Source organism: Streptomyces sp. NPDC127100 (assembly GCF_042724095.1).
GTDB lineage: Bacteria > Actinomycetota > Actinomycetes > Streptomycetales > Streptomycetaceae > Streptomyces.
The window spans coordinates 1-19,313 of record NZ_JBHXFL010000068.1 but is presented as its reverse complement, the minus strand read 5'-3'; the positions used below and the strand labels follow the sequence as shown (position 1 = coordinate 19,313).

19 protein-coding genes are annotated in these 19,313 nt (G+C 74.4%); 5 read left to right on the top strand and 14 right to left on the bottom strand.

Translation table 11 applies throughout. The features are described 5' to 3' along the window. Positions 1 to 35: 35 nt before the first annotated feature. Positions 36 to 1,400 (bottom strand): hypothetical protein, encoded by a 1,365-nt coding sequence (locus ACFWJB_RS33740; RefSeq protein WP_386927040.1) that lies wholly within the window; start codon positions 1,398 to 1,400, stop codon positions 36 to 38. Between the two features lie 208 nt (positions 1,401 to 1,608). Here ACFWJB_RS33740 and ACFWJB_RS33735 point away from each other — a divergent pair, with 208 nt between their 5' ends. From ACFWJB_RS33735 to tgmB, 3 genes are all read left to right on the top strand, one after another. Beyond that, positions 1,609 to 1,914: a YkvA family protein gene (locus tag ACFWJB_RS33735; RefSeq protein WP_385461763.1), complete on the top strand. Its 306-nt coding sequence runs from the start codon at positions 1,609 to 1,611 to the stop codon at positions 1,912 to 1,914. 120 nt (positions 1,915 to 2,034) lie between these two features. Further along, positions 2,035 to 2,226, top strand: coding sequence for a putative ATP-grasp-modified RiPP (gene tgmA / locus ACFWJB_RS33730; RefSeq protein ID WP_003978169.1), 192 nt, complete (start codon positions 2,035 to 2,037; stop codon positions 2,224 to 2,226). Positions 2,227 to 2,242: 16 nt separating this feature from the next. Continuing rightward, positions 2,243 to 3,232 carry an ATP-grasp ribosomal peptide maturase gene (tgmB, locus tag ACFWJB_RS33725; protein WP_386927037.1) on the top strand — a complete coding sequence of 330 codons (990 nt, stop codon included), beginning with the start codon at positions 2,243 to 2,245 and terminating at the stop codon, positions 3,230 to 3,232. 6 nt (positions 3,233 to 3,238) lie between these two features. Here the strand turns inward: tgmB and ACFWJB_RS33720 are convergent, their stop codons facing one another. From ACFWJB_RS33720 to ACFWJB_RS33700, 5 genes are all read right to left on the bottom strand, one after another. Continuing rightward, positions 3,239 to 3,454: a hypothetical protein gene (locus ACFWJB_RS33720; RefSeq protein WP_385461769.1), complete on the bottom strand. Its 216-nt coding sequence runs from the start codon at positions 3,452 to 3,454 to the stop codon at positions 3,239 to 3,241. 196 nt (positions 3,455 to 3,650) lie between these two features. After that, a complete protein-coding gene (locus tag ACFWJB_RS33715; RefSeq protein ID WP_386927035.1) occupies positions 3,651 to 3,914 on the bottom strand; it encodes a DUF5133 domain-containing protein in 264 nt (87 codons plus the stop codon). A gap of 167 nt (positions 3,915 to 4,081) precedes the next feature. After that, positions 4,082 to 5,851 carry an ABC transporter ATP-binding protein gene (locus ACFWJB_RS33710; RefSeq protein WP_385471959.1) on the bottom strand — a complete coding sequence of 590 codons (1,770 nt, stop codon included), beginning with the start codon at positions 5,849 to 5,851 and terminating at the stop codon, positions 4,082 to 4,084. Positions 5,852 to 5,995: 144 nt separating this feature from the next. Further along, a complete protein-coding gene (locus tag ACFWJB_RS33705; RefSeq protein WP_385471962.1) occupies positions 5,996 to 6,541 on the bottom strand; it encodes a hypothetical protein in 546 nt (181 codons plus the stop codon). 28 nt (positions 6,542 to 6,569) lie between these two features. Beyond that, positions 6,570 to 7,139, bottom strand: a complete 570-nt coding sequence (locus ACFWJB_RS33700) for an ATP-binding protein (protein ID WP_386927032.1) — start codon at positions 7,137 to 7,139, stop codon at positions 6,570 to 6,572. Positions 7,140 to 7,318: 179 nt separating this feature from the next. Here ACFWJB_RS33700 and ACFWJB_RS33695 point away from each other — a divergent pair, with 179 nt between their 5' ends. Continuing rightward, positions 7,319 to 7,546: a DUF397 domain-containing protein gene (locus ACFWJB_RS33695; RefSeq protein WP_385471968.1), complete on the top strand. Its 228-nt coding sequence runs from the start codon at positions 7,319 to 7,321 to the stop codon at positions 7,544 to 7,546. Between the two features lie 142 nt (positions 7,547 to 7,688). Then, the gene (locus ACFWJB_RS33690; protein WP_386927056.1) at positions 7,689 to 8,609 is read left to right on the top strand and encodes a helix-turn-helix domain-containing protein; all 921 of its coding nucleotides are present in this window, start codon (positions 7,689 to 7,691) and stop codon (positions 8,607 to 8,609) included. Between the two features lie 103 nt (positions 8,610 to 8,712). On the opposite strand, the gene ACFWJB_RS33685 is transcribed toward ACFWJB_RS33690, so the two are convergent. The 8 genes from ACFWJB_RS33685 to ACFWJB_RS33650 all read right to left on the bottom strand — a co-directional run bounded on the left by ACFWJB_RS33685 (position 8,713) and on the right by ACFWJB_RS33650 (position 19,113). Then, positions 8,713 to 9,531: an SAM-dependent methyltransferase gene (locus ACFWJB_RS33685; protein WP_386927030.1), complete on the bottom strand. Its 819-nt coding sequence runs from the start codon at positions 9,529 to 9,531 to the stop codon at positions 8,713 to 8,715. Between the two features lie 145 nt (positions 9,532 to 9,676). After that, positions 9,677 to 10,957: an ABC transporter substrate-binding protein gene (locus tag ACFWJB_RS33680; protein WP_385471974.1), complete on the bottom strand. Its 1,281-nt coding sequence runs from the start codon at positions 10,955 to 10,957 to the stop codon at positions 9,677 to 9,679. Continuing rightward, positions 10,954 to 12,099 (bottom strand): branched-chain amino acid ABC transporter permease, encoded by a 1,146-nt coding sequence (locus ACFWJB_RS33675; RefSeq protein ID WP_386927028.1) that lies wholly within the window; start codon positions 12,097 to 12,099, stop codon positions 10,954 to 10,956. The genes ACFWJB_RS33680 and ACFWJB_RS33675 overlap by 4 nt, the downstream gene beginning before the upstream one ends. Beyond that, the gene (locus tag ACFWJB_RS33670) at positions 12,092 to 12,988 is read right to left on the bottom strand and encodes a branched-chain amino acid ABC transporter permease (protein ID WP_385471980.1); all 897 of its coding nucleotides are present in this window, start codon (positions 12,986 to 12,988) and stop codon (positions 12,092 to 12,094) included. The genes ACFWJB_RS33675 and ACFWJB_RS33670 overlap by 8 nt, the downstream gene beginning before the upstream one ends. After that, positions 12,985 to 13,785: an ABC transporter ATP-binding protein gene (locus ACFWJB_RS33665; RefSeq protein ID WP_386927026.1), complete on the bottom strand. Its 801-nt coding sequence runs from the start codon at positions 13,783 to 13,785 to the stop codon at positions 12,985 to 12,987. The genes ACFWJB_RS33670 and ACFWJB_RS33665 overlap by 4 nt, the downstream gene beginning before the upstream one ends. Continuing rightward, positions 13,782 to 14,564: an ABC transporter ATP-binding protein gene (locus ACFWJB_RS33660; protein WP_385471986.1), complete on the bottom strand. Its 783-nt coding sequence runs from the start codon at positions 14,562 to 14,564 to the stop codon at positions 13,782 to 13,784. The genes ACFWJB_RS33665 and ACFWJB_RS33660 overlap by 4 nt, the downstream gene beginning before the upstream one ends. A gap of 412 nt (positions 14,565 to 14,976) precedes the next feature. Then, a complete protein-coding gene (locus ACFWJB_RS33655; protein WP_385473412.1) occupies positions 14,977 to 16,245 on the bottom strand; it encodes a helix-turn-helix domain-containing protein in 1,269 nt (422 codons plus the stop codon). A gap of 117 nt (positions 16,246 to 16,362) precedes the next feature. After that, positions 16,363 to 19,113, bottom strand: a complete 2,751-nt coding sequence (locus tag ACFWJB_RS33650) for a LuxR C-terminal-related transcriptional regulator (protein ID WP_386927023.1) — start codon at positions 19,111 to 19,113, stop codon at positions 16,363 to 16,365. Positions 19,114 to 19,313 lie beyond the last annotated feature (200 nt).

Genomic DNA, 19,313 nt, shown 5'->3' with positions numbered 1-19,313 from the left:
GGCCCGGCGCGGGCCACGACGGGCCGGACGCAGGGTCAGTCGGCGCGGCGGGCCCGGGTGACGGTGCGGACCGTCCGGCCCCGGGCGGGGGCCTGGGAGGCGACCCGGACGCACAGTGCCGTCAGCGCGACCAGTGACGCCAGTACGGCGGCTCCCACGGCGACCCAGGCGGGTGCGAGGGTGAGGTCCACGGTCCGGGACACCTCCGCCGAGGGGGCGGCGGTGCCGTAGAGCCCGGCCGCGGCCAGCGCCGCCGGCAGCACGACCGCGACGGCGAGCACCGGCACGGCGGCGCGCACGGTCAGGACCAGGGCGACGGCCAGACAGAGCGCCGACATGCCGAGCGCGACCGCGTAACCTCCGACGGACGCGTCGTTCCGGTGCAGGGGGAAGTGGGCGACGCCGCAGCCGGCGAGCGCGGTGACGGTGCACCACGTCGGCCACAGCGCCCGCCCGACGGCCCGGCGCACCACGGGACGGCGGTCGCGGTCGCGCGGCGCACGGCCGCGGGCCCGCGCCCACCGGACCGGAAGCAGGGCGCGGCGTCGTTCGCGGCGCCGGGAGCCGGCCACGGCCGTGGCCGCCGGTTCCTCCGCGGGCCACGGCTCCTCCGTCGCGTACCCGTCCTCCGGGACCGGCCGCGCGGGCCCCGGCTCCGGCCGGCCGGCGTGCGACCGCTGCTCCTCGGCCAGCCTGCCGATCAGTTCGACCAGGTCCTCGACGGGCCGGCCGGTGGCGGCGGCCCGTACGGCCTCCTGCCCGCACCGCGGCTCCAGGGGGGTGCGGTGCAGCAGGGTCATCAGCCGGGTGACGTCCTCCACCGGGTGGTGTGCCACCGCGGCGCGGATCGCCTCGTCCGCGCTGTCCGCGCGGCGGGGCGGCCGGGTCAGCAGGTCCGCCAGCCGGGTGACGTCCTCCACCGACCGGGCGACGCCCACCGCGCGGAGCGCGTCGCCCGTGGCCCCCGCGTACAGGGGGGACTGCTCCAGCATCGTGATCAGGTCGACGACCTCTTCCAGCGGCCGGTCGGCCACGGCGGCGCGCACGAGGTCGCCGACGGGGTCTCCGTACGACCGCGACGCGTCGTCACGGTCCGCGGGTTCACGGGCGGGGACTCCGTGGGGGTCCTCGTCGGGGAAGAGGTCCTCGTCGGAGAGGAGGTCCGCGACGTCCGGCTCGGGGACCGGTTCCCGGGGGGCCGGCCGGGAGGGGCCGCCGGCACGGAACATGCGTTGCCGCAGGGTGGGTTCCCGCGGGACGGGTCCCCTCCGGGCGGGCGAACGGGCGGTCGAGGGCCGGACCGTGTGCGTGCCGGTGGCCGAGGTCGTCTCCCCGGCCGGCAGGTCCTCGGCGGATATGGCGTATTCGGTCGTACGGGATGATGAGGAGCCGGTGGTCATGGTCTCTCCGTGGATCGGGGGTGCGGCCGCCCTGCGTCCCCGGCATGCGACGCGCGGTGGGTGGTGCCCATTACTAGGCGCGTCCACCGCACGGTGCCACTCGGACGGGCCACGGGGATGAGAGACCCGGCGCGGAGCCATATCGCCGCGTCGAGAGGGAATCCGTCAGACAGGGCATGTGCCGCGCACCAGGAGGAGGGGCGGCCGGGTGGATACGACCACAGTGGTGATCGTCGCGGCGGTGGCGCTCGCGCTGGCCGCTCTCTGCGTGGCCGTCGGCGTCCTGGTGCGGCTGGTCCGTACCCGACGGGACCTCAGAAGGGCCGGACTTCCCGCCGGCCCGCGGTGGGTCTTCTGGGGCGCCGTCCTCTACTTCGTGCTGCCGGCGGACCTTCTGCCCGATCCGGTGTACCTGGACGACATCGGCGTACTGCTTCTCGCCCTGCGCTCCGCGCGCGGCTCCTTCGGCGGGCGGGGACGGGGCACTCACCCGCCCCGCGACTACGCTGCGTAAGGAAACCATTCACCCGTTCGATTCGTATAAGTCTCTGGAAGCCGAAGGAAGTCGGCGGACCAGGCGACGGCGCGACAGGGACCATCGCTTGATCGGCGCAGCACCGACTAGGGAGAGACGATGCAACCGTTCGCGCTCAACTACGCACGGCCCGCAGTGGAGTTGGAAGCCACCACTCCGTACGTCTACGACTCCGGGCTGCAGTTGAACGTGCTCCTCGACGGGCGGGTGGCCGCCTGTGACCACGCGCTGCTGAGAGAACTGGGCACCACGACCTCCACGGCGGGGTCGAAGACCCACTTCGACGACTGAACACGGGCCGCCGAGAATGACCGTGCTGATCCTGACCTGTGAAGAGGACGTCACCGCGGACATGGTGGTCGTGCACCTGAACGCGTCGGGAGTGCCGGTGGTCCGCATGGACCCCGCCGACCTGACCCATTCCGTCGCGCTCTCCGGTGAGTTCGTGCACGGCTCCTTCCGCGGCCATCTGTCGTCGGGGGGCCGTCTGGTGAGCATCGGGGGGCTGCGGTCCGTCTGGGTGCGCAGGCCGGGCGCCGCCGCCGCGCGGGCCGCCGAGCCCTCGGCGTGGCTGACCGAGGAGTCCGCGCAGGCGCTCTACGGCATGCTCCGCGGCTGCGGGGCGCGGTGGATGAACCAGCCGGACGCGGCCCACCGGGCCCGGTTCAAGCCCTGGCAGCTGCGTCACGCACAGCAGTGCGGGCTGCCCGTGCCGGCCACGCTGATCACGACGTTCCCGCGGGCGGCGCGCGAGTTCGCCGAGCGGTACCCGGACCTGGTGGTCAAGCCCGTCTCCGGCGCGCACCCGCAGGATCCGCCGTTGGCGGTGCCGACCAGCCGGGTCCCGCCCGAGGCGGACTTCTCCGCCGTCGCCCTCGGCCCGACGCTGCTGCAACGCCGGGTCGCCAAGCGTGCCGACGTCCGGCTCACCGTGGTCGGCGACCGGCTGCTGGCCGCCCGCAGGACGGCCCTGGCCGACCGGGACGCGCAGGAGGTGGACGTCCGATTCTCCTCGTCCGGCGAGCAGTGGCGGCCGACGGGGGTGCCGCAGCGCGTCGCCGAGGCCGTTCTGGCCTACATGCGCGGGGCGCACCTGGCGTACGGGGCCTTCGACTTCGCCGAGGACGGTGACGGCACCTGGTGGTTCCTGGAGTGCAACCAGTCGGGGCAGTTCGGCTTCGTCGAGGTGGACACGGGTCAGCCGATCGCCCGCACCATCGCCCGGTGGCTGGCCCGGTCGGGCGGCGCGGAGCCGGCGGCGGCGGAGGGCGGCACGGACCCCGCGGCCGTCGGGTGATCCGCGTCAGTGCGTGCGCGGCCCCGGCAGCAGCGCGGTGCGCTGCCAGCCGGCGCCGGGGGACGGGGTGCGCTCGGCGCCGGGCAGGTGGCCGGGCGAGTGCAGGGGCCGCATGACGACCTCCAGTTCCCTGCTCACTCGCTCGGCCTCCCGGCGCACCTGCGTGGGGACGTCACCGCATTCGGCGACGAGTCGGTCGTAGATGGGGGAATCCTGGAACACCCGTCAACGTGCCTTTCGTGTCGTCCGCCCCCGCACGGAGGCGCGACTGAGCAGTCTAGGCGTCCGGCCGCCCGAGGGTGCGCTTTCCCCCCGAGGAGGTGACGGGGCCCGGGCCCGGCCGACGTGCGCGGGGCCCGTCCCGCGGACCGCGCCGGACGTTTCCGGGCGGCTCCGCGGAACGGGCCCCGGTCCGGCGTCACACGGCCAGCGACAGGTCGCTCTCCCCGTCGGGGTCCGCGGTCCGGACGGCGGCCTGTGCCCGCCCCTTGACCAGCAGCAGCTCGTCCGCCTTGGCCACCGCTTCGTGGATGGTGGTCGTCGCCATCATCACGCACAGGGTGTAGCTGACGTCCGCCAGCTCGCGCGCCGTCGCCGGCCGCTCCCTCTCCGCCTGAGCGATCCGCAGTGACGCGTACCGCGTCAGCAACTCCCTGACGACCTTCGGGTCCGGTTCGAGCACGAAGCGCCCCTCTCTCGATTTTCGCTGCGTATGCCCGAACCCTGACGAAACATTCACTCCATGAGCACCCTCGCTCGCAATTGACTAGATTCGTTCGTTATGTGTCCGATCGAGGGCCTGATGGGTTGACAAGAGGGTGGAAAAGGTGAGGAACGCCCTGGTGGCGGTCAGGCGACCTGGCCGCTGTGCAGGGCCGTGTACGCACCCTGCCTGCGCAGCAGGTCCTCGTGCGTGCCGACCTCGAGGATCCGCCCCTCCCCCATCACCACGATCCGGTCCGCGCCCCGCACGGTGGACAGCCGGTGCGCGACGACGAACGTGGTGCGCCCGCGCAACAGCCGGGCGAGGGCCTGCTGGACCAGCGCCTCCGACCGGGTGTCCAGGGCGGAGGTGGCCTCGTCGAGGATGAGCACCTTGGGGTCACGGATCAGGGCCCGGGCGATGGCCAGGCGCTGACGCTGACCGCCGGACAGACGGGCGCCGTGCTCCCCGACCAGGGTGTCCAGGCCCTGCGGCAGCCGCTCGACGAACTCCAGCGCGTTGGCGTCGCGCAGCGCCGCGCGCACCGCCTCCTCGTCGGCGTCGTCCATGCCGTAGGCCACGTTCTCCCGGATCGTGCCGTCGAAGAGGATGGACTCCTGCGGCACCACCGAGACGAAACGCCGGTACGTGCGCAGGTCGAGAGTGCTCATGTCGGTGCCGTCGAGGAGGACGCGGCCGCTGGTGGGGCGCAGGAAGCCGATCACGAGGTTGAGCACGGTGGACTTGCCCGCGCCGGAGGCGCCGACCAGCGCGACGGTCTCGCCCGGCTCGACCGCGAGGGTGAAGTCGCGCACGGCGGGCCGCCCGTCGTCCTCGTAGGCGTGGCCGGCCTTCTCGAAGGTGACGGCCCCGCGCAGGGACGTGACCTCCGCCTTGCCCTCGTTGTCCTCCAGTTCGGGCGCCTGGAGCACCTCGCCGACCGAGCGGACCGACTCCAGGCCCTTGGTGATGACCGGGGCGAGGCCCGCCAGCGTCGTGGTGGAGTTGGTCAGTGTGGTCAGGAAGGCGCTCAGCATCACGACGTCGCCGGCGCTCACACCCCACACGTCGTAGTACGAGACCAGTGCCGCGCCCGCGAGGACCAGGACGCCGACGACGTTGAGCACGACCCAGGACAGCGAGCCGAAGCGGCCGTTGACCAGGTCCAGGCGCATCCCCGACGTCAGCAGCCGGTCCAGGGTGCCGTCCATGCGGCGCAGCGCCTTGCCCTCCAGCCCGTGGGCGCGGGTGACCGGGATGAGCCGGGTCATCTCCGTGACGCGGGAGGAGAGGGTCTCCACCTCGTGCCGGAAGTGTTCGTTGTGGGCCCGCAGCCGGGCGCGCAGCCGGGCGACGAGGAGGGAGGCGGCGGGCACGACGACGAGGAAGACGGGCAGGAACTCCGGTGTGCGGACGGCGATGATGACGAGGCCGCCGGTGAGGACGGTGAGCGCGCCGAGGCCGGTCTCGGCGGTCTGCTGCACCATCTGCTCCACGGTCTCGACGTCCCGAACGACCTTGGCCTGCAGCACTCCGGCGCTGACGCGCGAGTGGTAGCCGATGGAGAGCTGCTGCATGCGCGTGCACAGGGCGGAGCGCAGGGCGGTGCCCATCCGGCGGACGCTGCCGTACAGGAGACGGACGTACAGCAGGTGCAGCGGGTAGTTGACGACCAGGATGAACATGATGATCCCGGTGCTGGTCCACAGGGTGCCGATCGGCCGGTGCTGAACGACGGTGTCGATGATGGACGCCGTGATGAGGGGCAGCAGCCAGACGGGACTGTGCTTGACGGTGAAGACGGCGACCGCTCCGGCCAGCCGGCGGCGGTCGGCGCGGAGCAGGTAGACGAGCGTGCGTATCGGGTGCTCGCCCCGGTAGCGGTGGTCGAGCGGCTTTTCCAACGACGACGCCATCGGCGTGGTCCTCCTGGTGACCGAGGGGCAGGGCAAGCGCTTTCTAGCCTCGCGCTTTCTTACCTCTTCGGCCGGGACCGCGCCACACCGTCCCGCAGGGCGGGAGGGAGGCCCGCGCCTTCTCCCCCGTGGAGGGCGCGGGCCTCAGTCTCCGAGCGTGCGGGCCAGTTCGGTCGTGGCCCGCGTGATCTCGCTGTCGCCCTCGGCCAGCAGCCGCTCCAGCTCGCCCCGCCGGTCGCGGACGGCCTGCCGGGCGGCACGCTCCCACGCCACCGGGTTCTCCCGGTGGTTGAGGAGCTTGGGATAGGCGGTGGCGGTGGTCTCCCACTGCCGGGCGTCGGCGATGTTCTTGAGCAACTGGATGATCTGGGCCCGGCAGTTCACCTGGGGCCGCTGGGCCAGTTCCCAGAGGAAGGGCACGGTCGCCGCGGTGGCCTGCTCGACGACGAAGCCGTACTGGCAGATCCGTTTCCGCAGATCGCCGAGGGCGGCGCGGGCGGTCTCCGCGTCACCGCGGGCGACCTTGTCGAGCAGCCGGGGGATGGCCGCGGCGGAGCCGCTGGAGTCCTGGATCCGGTCCCACGGGACCCGGTCCAGGCCGGCGAGGGGCGCGGTACGGAGCGGACCGGCCGCCGGCGGGTGACGGTCGGTGCGCCTGGTGCTCGGCTGTGGGGTCGGAGCGCTGCGCATGGTGTGGGGCCCTTCCGCGGCAGTCGGGTCAGGTGAGGGTGCGGGTCGACAACGCGGCCCAGACGGTCTTGCCCGCCGGAGGTCTCGGGGTCCAGCCCCAGTCCTCGGCCAGGGCCTCGACGATGCACAGACCGCGGCCGTGCTCGCGCAGGTCGCGGTCGTCGGACGTGGTGCGCGCGGGCACGCCGCCGCCGGCGTCGGAGACGCTCAGCAGGAGGCGGCCGGGGCGCAGGGTCAGTGCCAGCCCGATCTCCGGCCGGTCCGTCGCCGCCGACGGCGCCGCGTGCGCCACGGCGTTGGCGGCGAGCTCGGTGATCACCAGGACCGCGTCGTCACCGCGGTGGTCGAGGGACCACCGGCGCAGCGTGTCCCGTGTGAACGTCCGGGCGCGGGCGAACCCCTCCGCGCTGCAGGCGATGCCCAGCAACGCGGGGGCGGGTGGGGCGCACGGTGTCGCGTCGATACCGGGGGACGGCCACTCGGCGGGGCGACCGGCCGCTCGTGCCGTGCGCGGGAGCCCGTCGTACCGGCTCGCCGCGTCCGTCTCCGGCACGGGCCCGCCGGGCGGGCGGAGCAGTGGATGCGCAGGTGACGGCACGGCATCTCCCTGATGCGACGTCAGTACGGGGCGCCTGTTTAACGGTTGACGCCACGGCTATTATCCACGCAGACAGCGATCGCGTGCAATTGCACGAGAAATTGCGCAGAAAAAATCGGGTGGGAGCACGGACGGCCGCCGCGACGGGGTCCGCTCCCCCGGACAGCAAGGAGACTGCGGTGCCACCAGTGCGGAACGGAGTGCGGGCCAGTTCGCTGGACGCCCGCTGGAAGAAGAGCCGGCACAGCAACGCCGAGGGCAACTGCGTCGAGGTGGCCCTCGTCGACGGGGGCATAGCGATGCGCAACTCCCGTGACCCGGACGGCCCCGCGCTCGTCTACACCCCCGCGGAGGTGGCCGCCTTCCTGGCCGGCGCGAAGGACGGCGAGTTCGACCACCTGCTGTGAGGCGGGTACGGGAGGGGGCCGCCGCTGCGCACGCCGACAGCGAAGCGGAGGTCAACTACCCATTTCGCGCGGGCTCATGCGGTGTGGAGCGGCGGGATGAGATAGTGTGTTCATCAAGTCTGCCGGTCTGCTGGGAGTCACGATGTCCGCCGCGTCGCCTCGCATCTCCCGTCTCGAACCTTATCTGGACCGGACCGAGCCGGCCCCCACGCTCCTGAAGATGCTCGTCGGCGTGCAGCTGGCGGGTTTCCGCGAGGACGCCGGCCTGTCCCAGGACCAGGCGGCCCGGGAGCTCGGGTTCAGCCCGGCGAAGCTGTCGCGCATCGAGTCGGGCAAGGGCCGCAGGCCCCCGGCGGAGAACGACGTCCGTGCGCTGCTGGACCGCTACGGCACCGACGCCTACGAGGCCTCGGTGCTGCTGAAGCTGTTGCGGCGTGCCGGCGAGCCCGGCTGGTGGCAGCGGTACGACAAGCGTCTGATGCCGGAGTGGTTCGACCGCCTGGTCGGCCTCCAGGAGGCCGCGGCGACCATCCGCACCTTCGAGATCCAGTATGTCCCCGGACTGCTCCAGACGGCGGCGTACACCCGTGCCGTGGTCGAGCGCGGCCTGCCCAGCGCGCCGGCCGCGGAGGTCCAGCGGCGTGTCGAACTGCGCATGCGACGGGCGGAGTTGCTACTCCGTCCGGACGCGCCGCAGCTGTGGGCGATCATCGACGAGTCGGTGCTGCTCCGCGTGCTGGGCAGCCGCGACGTCATGCGGGAACAGCTCGAGCACCTCGTCGCGATGGCACGGCGGCCTCATGTGACTTTGCAGATCGTGCCGTTGGACGTGACCAACGCGTCGGCGCCCGCGATCCCGGTGACGTACCTCCGCTTCGGCGGCAGCGACCTTCCCGACGTGGTCTACCTGGAGCACATCAGGAGCGCCAACTTCCTCGAGGACCAGGACGAGACCGAGGAGTACCGGGTCGCCCTGGACCGTCTGGCCGACGAGGCGCTGACTCCGCGCGCGTCCCTGGAGATGCTGAGCGCGTGCGTGTCGGGGCGTTACGCCGCGAGCTGAGCGGAGAAGCGCGAGCGGGACGGCGCTTCGCGGAGGGGTCGGCGGCGAGCCGGCCGTGCGCCGGCGTTTCCGCCGTCGCGCACGGCCCCGGGCTGCGCGAGTGCTAGAGGATGCGGCCCAGGCCGCCGAACTCGATCCACTCGTCGCTGAGCTGGCGGGGAGCGACCTCGCTGTCCGGCCGCCAGGTGGAGACCTCCACCAGGCCCGGCTCCATGATCTCCATGCCCTCGAACAGCGCCTCGACGTCCTTGGGCTCGCGCACGCGCCCCCAGTTGCCCTGCGTCGCCTGGCCCATGAAGTCGGTGACGAACTTCCGTACCTCGGCATCGTCGCTGACCAGCTGGCACATGACCGCGTAACTGCCGGGCACGAGCCGCTCGGTCACGCGGCGGACCACGGCCTTCGGCCCGTCGGTCTCACTGTCCGGAATGCAGTGGAAGACCGAGTTGAACAGCACCGCCACCGGCTCCGAGAAGTCGATCAGGCGCTGGGTCTCCGGGTGGGAGAAGATCTCCTCGGTCGAGCGCATGTCGGCGTGTATGACGGCCGTGCGGTCGTTCTGGTCGAGCAGGGCCCGGCCGTGGACCAGCACCATCGGGTCGTTGTCGACGTAGACCACGCGGGACTCGGGGTCGACGCGCTGCGCGACGGTGTGCACGTTGTCCTGCGTGGGGAGACCGGAGCCGTGGTCGAGGAACTGGCGTATCCCGTACTCCTGGGCGAGGGTCCTGACCACGCGCTGCAGGAAGCGCCGGTTGTTCAGGGCCAGCCGACGGGTGCTGGGGACGACCTTGTCGAGTTCCCCGACCGCCGCCCGGTCGGCCGCGTAGTTGTCCTTGCCGCCCAGATAGAAGTCGTACATACGTGCGGCCGTTGGCACGTTGGCGTCGATCTCCGTGGACAGCTGCTTGTCGGCTTGCATCTTTCCCCCAGCTCGTACCGCACCAACTGCACTGGCATGACAGAGAGTACATCCTAGAGACCGGGCGGACAGGCGAACCAGGGGTGGGACCGAGGGACCGCCAAGGCAGCTTGGCCGTGCGTGACTTGACGGTCGCTCATGTTCGTCAGCCGCGCGCGGACAGGTACGGGTCGACCCCCGGCGCCTGGTGGGCCTCCTCGACGCCGACCAGGCCGCCGACGGCCTTGGCGTCGGGCTTGAGCACATACGTGGAGCGGCTCGCGGGCGCGGAGACGTCGGTGAAGTTCTGCGGGGTGCCGAGGCCGGTGTCGGCGTTCCGCTGCGAACGGTGCGCCTCGACCACGTCCTCACGGGTCAGGCTGCCGCCCTCGCAGGCCTTCTTCAGGTCGGCGCCGATCAACTGGGCGGCGTTGTAGCCGGAGAGCACGCCAGAGTCGACCGGCGAGCCCGGGTACTTCTTCCCGTAGGAGGCGACCATCTTCCGCACGCCCGGCAGGTCCGAGCTGACGGCCGGCGCCGCGCTGACCACGTGCACCATGGCCTCCAGCGCCTTCGCCGCGGGGGTCTTCATCAGCTGCGGAGCGTAGCCCGGCGCGCTGCTGACGATCGGCACCGTCAGGCCCTTGGAGGCGGCCACACCGGCGAGGGAGGCGGTCTGGGCGGGGCCGGCGCTGATCAGCACGGCCTTCACCCCGGCCTTGCTCAGCGCCGACACCTGGGCGGACAGGTCGGTGTCGGTGGCCTTGATCTTCTGGCCGACCACCTTCATCCCGGCCTTCTCGGCGGCCCACGTCGAGCCCTCCAGCGCGTTGGCGCCGTAGTCGCCCTCGAAGTAGACGTGGCCGATGGTGTCGCCCTTCGCGACCTTCTTGGTACGGGTGAGGAAGTCGACGGCGGCGATCATGTCGAGGTCGTAGGTGGTGCCGAGGACCTGGACGGAGTCCTTGCCGAGCAGGGAGGCCGCCCAGGCCTGCGGGAAGGTCAGCATGTGGTCGCGCTCGATGTCGTCGAGCAGGGCGGCCACCACCGGCGAGCCGATGACCTGGGGCAGGGCGACGACGTCCGGGGAGATGTCGGCGTAGGCGGTGACCGCCTTCTGCACGTCGTAGCCGTGGTCCTTGACGACGATCTCCACCTTGCGCCCGCAGATGCCGCCCGCGGCGTTGGTCTCGTCGGCCCACAGCTGCTGGGCCTGCACGATGCTCTTGCCGAGGGTGGCGTAGGGGCCGGTGAGGTCGGTGAGCGCGCCGAGCCTGATCGCCTTCTCGCTGACGCCGGGACCGGCCTTGACGCCGTCGGCGGCGTCGTCGGTGCTCCCGCCGTCCGCCTTGGAGCTGCAGGCGGTGCCCGCGAGCAGCACGGCGGCCAGCGCCGCGGCCAGGGCGGCGGTCCGGGTGGTGCGGGGCCTGGGGTGCGTGACGTTCACGGGGTGTGCTCCTTGGCTCGTGCGGTGGTGGCCGGTGTGGTCCCGGGCGTGGGCCCGGTGCCGGGTGGTTCGGTGGCGGGGGGCCTGCGGCCCAGGCGGGCGCGGGTCCGGCGGGCGAGGCCGTGGAGGCCGTCGGGGGCGAAGAGGAGGATCACGACGATCACCGCGCCGTAGAGGTAGCGGGCGGCCTCGGTGGGGCCGATCGAGCCGTCGCCGGAGCCGGGTGTCGCGACCAGGGGAAGCTGGTCGGCGTAGCGCGTCATCAGCAGGGGCAGCGCGGTGACGAAGACGGCCCCGGCGGTGGCACCGGCGACGGAGCCCAGGCCGCCGATGACGATCATGGCGAGGTAGTCGACGGAGAGGGCGAGGGAGAAGTAGTCGGGCACCACGCGGCGGAAGGACAAGGCGAGCAGCACGCCCGCGAGGCCGGCGTACATCGAGGAGACGACGAAGGCGGCCGAGCGGTACTTCGCCACGTGGACGCCCATCACGGACGCCGCCGTCTCGCTGTCGCGCAGCGCCACCAGGGCACGCCCGGGGCGTCCGCGCAGCAGTCCGCGCGCGGTGAACCAGGTGACGGCGAACAGGGCCAGCCCCAGGTACCAGAGCCGTTCCTCGGCGCCGAACGGGACGCCCAGGACCGTCAGTTCCGGGTCGGACTCGGCGAACGTGAAACCGCCGAGCACCAGCGGCGGCACCGAGCGGCCGTTGAATCCGCCGGTGACGGAGTCCGCGGTGAGCAGGACGTGGTGGCCGAGGAAGACCAGGGCGAGGGTGGCCACGCCCAGGTAGATGCCCTTCACCCGGGCGGCGACGGGGCTGAACAGTCCGCCCGCGGCCCCGGCGAGGAGCACCGCGAGGACCGCGGCGAGAGCCGACGGCAGCCCCGGCCCGGGCTCGCCCGCCAGCCACACGTACCCGTAGGCGCCGACGGCGAGGAAGAAGGCGTGTCCGAGGGAGAGCTGTCCGGCGGTGCCGCTGAGCAGGCCGAGTCCGACGGCGCCGATGGCCGCGGCCATCGAGAACAGGCCGATGCGCAGCCAGAAGGCGTCCAGGTAGAAGGGCAGCGCGCACAGGAGGAGGGCGGTCAGGAGCAGCGGGCCGCGCCTGAGGAGGCCGCCGGCCTTGAGGAGGTCAGACACGGGCCGCTCCCCTCGCCGCGAACAGGCCCGCGGGGCGGACCAGGAGGACGAGCACCATCACGGCGTACGGCGCGACGTCGCCGAAGCCCTCGCCGAGGACGTGCAGGTCGGACTGGTAGCCGGCGACGAAGGCCTCGGTGAGGCCGATCAGCATGCTGCCGACCAGCGCGCCGACCGGGGAGGCCATGCCGCCGAGGATGGCGGCCGGGAAGGCCTTCAGGGCGATCTGCCCGGTGGTGCGCTCCAGACCCGGTGCCGGGAAGGCGACGAGGAAGACCGCGGCGAGCGCGGCGAGGCCGCCGGCCAGGCACCAGGCGACGGTGCGGATACGGGTCAGCCGTACGCCCATGAGGGCGGCGGCCTCGGCGTCCTCGGCCGCGGCGCGCAGGGACAGCCCCCAGGGGGTGAACCGGAAGAGGGCGAAGGCACCTCCGATGGCCGCGGCGGACACCAGGATCGCGGCGACGCGGCTGTCGGCGACGGTCACCGGCCCCAGGTCGGTCACCGCGTCCCCCCAGGGGTCGCCGAGGGGCAGCAGGTCGCCGCCGATGCGCCGGGTCAGGTCGGTGACCAGGACGATGTCGACGCCGATGGTCACGATGGTCTGCACATGGGCGCCGTGGGCGTCCTGCTCCCCGCGCTGGAGGAGCAGGCGGTCGAGGGCGCCGGCCACCGCGGCCGTGACGACGACGGCGAGGGCCAGCGCGCCGGCGAAGCCGAGGTCGTCGTGGAGGACGGCGACGAGGTAGCCGCCGAGCAGCAGCAGGGAGCCGTGGGCGAAGTTGAGGACGCCCGAGGCCTTGAAGATGGTGACGAAGCCGAGCGCGATCAGGGCGTAGACCGAGCCGAGGGCGAGCCCGTTGAGGAGGTTGTCGAGGAAGCCGTTCATGCCGCGTCCTCCCCGCCGGTACCGGTGCCCAGGTAGGCGCGCAGCACCTCGGGGTCGCGGCGGACCTCGTCCGGGGTGCCGTGCGCGATGGCCCTGCCGAAGTCGAGGACGGTGACGTCGTCGGCGAGGCGCATCACCAGGCCCATGTCGTGCTCCACCAGGACGACGGACAGGCCCAGTTCGGCGCGGACCTCCCGGACGACCTCGGTCATGCGGACGCGTTCGGCGGCGTTCATGCCGGCCACGGGTTCGTCGAGCAGCAGCACACGGGGCTCCAGGCAGAGGGCGCGGGCGAGTTCGACCCGCTTGCGGTCGCCGTAGGAGAGCAGGGCGACAGGTGCGTCGAAGTGGGCTCCCAGCCCGGTGAGTTCGGCGATCTCCCGGGCCTTGGCGAGGTGTTCGCGCTGTTCGCGCACGGCGCGCGGCAGACGCAGGGCGCTGGCGGCGAAGCCGGCGCGGGTCAGGGCGTGGCGGCCGAGCATCAGGTTGTCGGCGACGGTTCCCTGGGTGGTGACGATGTTCTGGAAGGTGCGGGCCACACCGAGGGCGGCGATGCGGTGCGGGGCGAGCCGGGTCAGTTCGGCGTCGCCGAGCCGTACGGTGCCGGCGGCGGGCCGGTACAGGCCCGACAGGACGTTGAAGCAGGTGGACTTGCCGGCGCCGTTGGGTCCGATGACGGCGTGCACGGTGCCCGGGGCGACCGTGAAGGAGACGTCGTCGAGGGCGGTCAGGCCGGCGAAGCGCACGGTCACGCCGCGGACCTCGAGCACGGGGGGTGCGGTGGTGCGGGCGGTCACGCGGCCCCCTGGTCGTCGGCGGCCTCGCCCAGGTAGAGGCGGCGTACGGCGTCGGTGCGGGCGAGTTCGCCGGCGGGGCCGGACAGGCGGACCTCGCCGACCTCCAGGACGTGGGCGTGGTCGGCCAGGGACAGCGCCATGCCGGCGTTCTGCTCGACCAGCAGGACGGCGGTGCCCTGGGTGTTGATCTCACGGACCACCTCGGCGATCCGGTCCACCATGAGCGGGGCGAGCCCGAGGGAGGGTTCGTCGAGGAGGAGCAGGCGGGGGGCCGCCATCAGGGCGCGTCCGATGGCGAGCATCTGCTGTTCGCCGCCGGACAGCAGGCCCGCGGCCTGGCGGGTGCGTTCGGCGAGCCGGGGGAAGAGGGCGAAGACGCGGTCGCGGGCCTCGCGGACCTGGGCCGGGGCGCGCCGGGAGAGGCCGAGGCCGCCGGCCCGCAGGTTCTCGTCGACGGTGAGACCGGCGAACACCCGCCTGCCCTCGGGCACCTGCACGACTCCGGCACGCACGGCGGCGACCGGGTCGCGGCCGTCGAGGGCCGTGTCGCCGTAGCGGACCCGGCCGGCCGTGATCGCGCCGCGGTGCAGGCGCAGTGTGCCCGACACCGCGCGCAGCAGGGTCGTCTTGCCGGCGCCGTTGGCGCCGAGCAGGGCGACGACGCCGCCGTGCGGGACGGTCAGGGACACGGAACGGAGAGCGGACAGTGCGCGCCCGTACGTCACGTCGAGGCTCTCGACGTGCAGCGCGGGCTCACCGTCCGGTGGTGCTGCGGGCATCGCGGCTCCTGAGGACCGTGCTTGGAGCGGCACGGTGACGGGGGAAGGGGCGCCCACCACAGCACGGGGGCCGGTGCGCGTACAGGGGGCTGGGGGTGGGTTGCTGCGGCGTCCCAGTCCGGGGGCGGTGAGTCTGTGCGGATGCCCACCGGGGGGTTCGGGGCGGGGCCCGGTGGGGGCCGGGCGTGGGGTGGGGGCGCTGCCCGGCGATGCGCGGCGCCCGGCACGGGGACCGCCGCACGGTGGGGGCACTGCCCGGCGATGCGCGGCGCCCGGCACGGGGACCGCCGCACGGTGGGGGCACTGCCCGGCGGTGCGGGGTGCCGCTGCGCCCACCCGTGCCGCCCCAGCGGCACGACTGCCCGCCGCTGGGGCGGCATGGCCCCCGCGGCTCGGGCGTGGTGGTTGGGGGTCAGGTGGGGAGGAGGCGGTGGGCGGTCAGGGCGAGGGTGATTTCGACCAGGTCGGCCGGGCGGGCCAGGGAGCGGCCGGTGAGCTGTTCGCATCGGCGCAGCCGGTTGAGGACGGTGTTGCGGTGGCAGTAGAGGCGTTCGCCGGCCCGCTGCGCCGAGCCGTCGCAGTCGAGCCACGTCGTCAGGGTGTCCAGCAGGACGTCGCGGTCGGCGGGTTCCAGGCGCAGCAGCGGGCCCAGCACCCGGTCCGCGAGGGCCCGTCCGAGCTCTGGGCCGGCCACGACCAGGGCGGCGGGGAGGTGGTCGGCCAGCCGCACGGTGCCGCCCTCCTCGGGGCAGATGCGGAGCGCGGTGTCCGCGAACCCGCGCGCGTCGCCGACGGCGGCCAGTCCCTCGACGGGGCTGCCGACGCCGATGCGTACACCCGGTACGGCGTCGCCCGGAACCGGCGGTTCCTCGCCCCCGGCACCGAGCAGGACGATGCCGTAGTCCACCCCCGCCCCGGTGTGCCAGTGGACGCGCGTCCCGTCCGGCACGGCGGCGGCCCGGGCGGCGGCGGCCCGGGCGGGGTGTGCGCCGGTGACGGCGACGACGACGTAGCGGCCCTGCTCCGGCAGGTCGAGCGCCTGCGCGGCCTCGGGCAGGTCGGCGATGCGGCTGGTGCCGTCGAGCAGACCGGCGGCCAGCAGCCGGGCCCGGTTCTCGCGGCGCCGGCCCAGCTGCCACTCGGTCTGCCGGTAGGCGTCCGCGACGAGGGTGCAGTGCTCGTCGACGAAGTTCCACACGTCGGCGGCCACGTGCACCAGCAGCCGGACGTCCTCGGGGGCGGTGCGGGACGTCTCCTCGACCAGCCGCTGCCACACCAGGGAGCCGCCGAGGCGGAAGGCGTGCAGCAGGGCGTCCAGCGGCAGTCCCTGCTCGGCGCGGGTGGCGCCGATCCGCCAGGAACAGCGGCGGGCCGCGTCCCGGGAGCCCCGCGGGTCGAGCAGCGACGTCACGCTGTGCCGCAGCGAACGGTGCGCCTCCTGCCAGGTCCCGGTGGGATCCTTCGCCAGGGCGGCGCGGTAGGCCGGTTCCGACTCCCGCAGCAGCGCCACCAGCCGGTCCGTCAGCCCCGGCAGGTCGTCGAGCAGCCCGCGGGCCGCCCGGTGCAGGACCCGCAGGGCGTCGGCGTCCATGAGCGAGGCGACGCCCGGTGTCCGCGGGCGCGGAACGGGCGTCAGTCCGGCGGTGCGGATCGCTGCTCGTGACCGTACGGCGTGTTGCATCGCGGTCCTCCCCAGGGCAGGGCTCACGGAGGAGGCCCGTCGCGGGCCGTCCGCCCGCGCCCGGTTCGCCCCCTGACTCGTCCTGCCCCGAAGGATGGCATACCGTCTGGTCGGTCCCTAGGGTTGTGCACCGGTCTTTTCGGCCCGTTGCCCCTGTTCCGCCTGTTCGACCACCCGTGCCAGCTCCAGCCGGGACCGTACGCCGAGGGCCGCGAAGACCTTGCGGAGGTGGTAGTCGACGGTGCGGGTGCTCACCGCCAGGGTCAGCGCGACCTCCCGGTTGGTGGCGCCCTCCGCGACGTGCCGGGCGATGCGCAGCTGCTGCGGTGTCAGGCGGGTGAGCGTGCCGGTCCTCGTGGAGGCGCGCGGGGCGGCCCCGAGCGCCCGCAGTTCGTCGCGCGCCTGGTCGGCCCAGACACCGGCGCCGCAGCGTTCGAAGCCGGCCAGCGCGGCACCGAGGCGGTCACGGGCCTCGCGCGGGCGGCGCCGGCGGCGCAGCCACTTCCCGTACAGCAGGGCGGTGCGGGCCCGTTCGAAGTCGCCGCCCGCCTCGTCGTGCTGGGCGAGGGCGCCCACGTACAGCGCGTCGGCGTCCTCCGGCCGGGCCAGCAGGGCGTGGCAGCGGGCCAGTTGGGCGGCGGCCTGCGGGTCGGCGCCGAAGGCCGCCCAGCCGGCGAAGTCCGTGAGCAGCGACCGGGCGTCCTCGTGCCGGCCGGCGAGGACGGCGGCCTCCACGAAGCAGGGCACGGCGAGCCGCCACACCGCGAAGTGCCCGCGCCGGGGGCCGGGGAGGACCAGGAGGCCGAGCCGGTCGGCGGCGTCGAGGGGCCGGCCGCGCCCGAGGTCGGCCCGGGCCGCCGCCCACTCCGCCAGCGTGGCCGCCTGGGCCAGTCCGTGCCGGCGGGCGGTGGCCAGCGCGGCCGTCACGTGCCGGGCGACCGCGTCCGGCTCGTCCTCGATCGACGCCGCGAGGGCCAGTACCGCCCGGTGGTGGGCGGCCGTGTTGCGCTGCCCGGCCCGCAGCGCGGTGCGCAGGCCCTCCTCGGCGTGGGCGCGGGCCTGCGGGTGCCGTCCGGCGCGCAGTTCGGCGTAGGCCAGGTACTCCAGTGCCTGCGGGACCAGCGTGTCCGAACCGAGGTGTCGGGCGGCGGCGAGGGCCCGCGCCCCTGCCCGGCGGGCGGCGTCCACCTCACCCAGCAGCAGCGCTGCCGCCGCCGCCCTCAGCAGGCCCTCGGGGCGCTCCTCGGTCCCGGCACGTGCCACGACCTGCCCGAGCGGTGCCGCCGCGCGGTCCAGCCGCCCTTCGAGCAGCGCCCGCATGCCGGTGCGGTGGTCGTGCACCGGGTCGGAGGACGGCACGGCGGCGGTCGGGCGCGGCCGGTCGCCGCGCCGGGGGCAGGGGCTCCGGTCGGGCGGGTGCGGTCGCGGGCCGAGGGCCGCGAGGCACGCCGGCAGGTCACCGGCCGCCCAGGCCGCGTCGGCGGCGGCCATGGTGGCGGTCGCGGCCTGGCCGGGGGCCTCGGCGGCGAGCAGGGACGCGGCCAGCAGCAGGGACTGGTGCGCGTCGCCGACGGGGCCGTCCCGCAGTTCCGTCAGCCCCCGCACCAGTTCGGCCCTCCCCCGCACCACGGCGGGCGCGGCGCACCCGCCGGCCGTGGCGAGCAGCGGGCGCGCACGGTCGGGCCGGCCGGCGAGCAGCTCCTGCTCGGCCGCGGCCGTGTACCGCTCCGCCCGCGCCGGGCCGTCCGCCGACAGCTCGGCGGCGCGGGCGTACGCCGTCGCGCGCAGCCGGTGCGACGCGGTGGCCTCGTCGGCCGCCCGGGCCGCGAGCCGGTCAGCGAGCGCCGGGGCGCCGCGGGCGCCGGTCAGGGACCAGGCACGGTGCAGCAGCGCGGGGAGCCGCCGACCGGCCGCCTCCATGGCCTCGGCCAGCGCGCGGTGGGCCGTGCGCCGGTGGTCCGGTGCGGCGGTGGCGTGGACGGTGCGGGCCACCAGCGGGCTGTGGAAGCGGAGCCGGCCCTCGGTGAGCGCGAGGAGTCCGGGCGCGGGCGCCAGGCACGGCGCGGGCGCGGTGGCCGGCCGCAGGTGCCGTACGGCGTCCAGGACGAGGTCCGCGTCGGCGTCCGGGGTGTCCGGGGCCCGGGTGGCCGCCGCGACCGTCAGCAGCAGGTCCCGTGCGTCCGGCGGCAGGCCGGTCAGGGCGCCGCCCGCCACCTCGTCCAGGGTGCCGGCGTCGGCCAGGGGGCTGGGCAGCGGGCGGTGCCCGCGCAGTTCGGCGGGCGTCAGACGGCGGACCAGGGCGAGCAGCAGGGCCGGGTTGCCCTCGGCCTCGGCCAGCAGGTGCGCGCGCACGGCCGGGTCGGAGGTGCCGCCGGTCGCGTCGTCCAGCAGGGCGTCGGCGTCCGGCGGCGTCAGCGGGTCCAGGCGTACGGCGGGCAGATGGGCGTACTCCTGGTCGACGGCCCGGTACGCGGCCACGGACAGGAGCAGGCCGGTCCGGTCCGCCGGGCGCAGGAGCGCGGCCGCGCGGCCCAGGGCGGCCCGGGCCGGCGGGTCCCACAGGTGCGCGTCGTCCACGCACACGAGCAGCGGGCCGTCGCCGGCCGCCGCCCGCAGGGTGGCTAGGAGGTCCTCGGCCGTCACCGGTGCGCACCGGTCCGCCCGGGCGCCGAGGCGCAGCACGGGACCGGCCGTGAAGGAGCGGGCGGCCCACTGGAGGAGGGTGGTGCGGCCGAGTCCGGGCTCCCCGGTCACCACCAGGTGGCCGCTGCGGGTGCGCAGTCGGTCCAGCAGCGCCCCCACCGCCCGTGGTTGCGGGCCCCGGCCGTGGATCCGCACGGCCGTACGTACGGTCGTCTCTCCGGTCATTCCCGGGAGGTTACGCGCGCGTAACCAGAGGCGGAAGCCACCGGTCCACGCGGGCCGCGCATCGGCTCGGCCGGGGGTCGGCCGCCCCACCTGCGGTTCCCTCGCGGGGTGCGCGGTTCAGGGCTGTGCGGTTGCCCAGGGTGCGCGGCCCGCGGTCGTGCGGCGGCACAGCGCGCCGGCGGCGGTCGCGCGGTACCGCG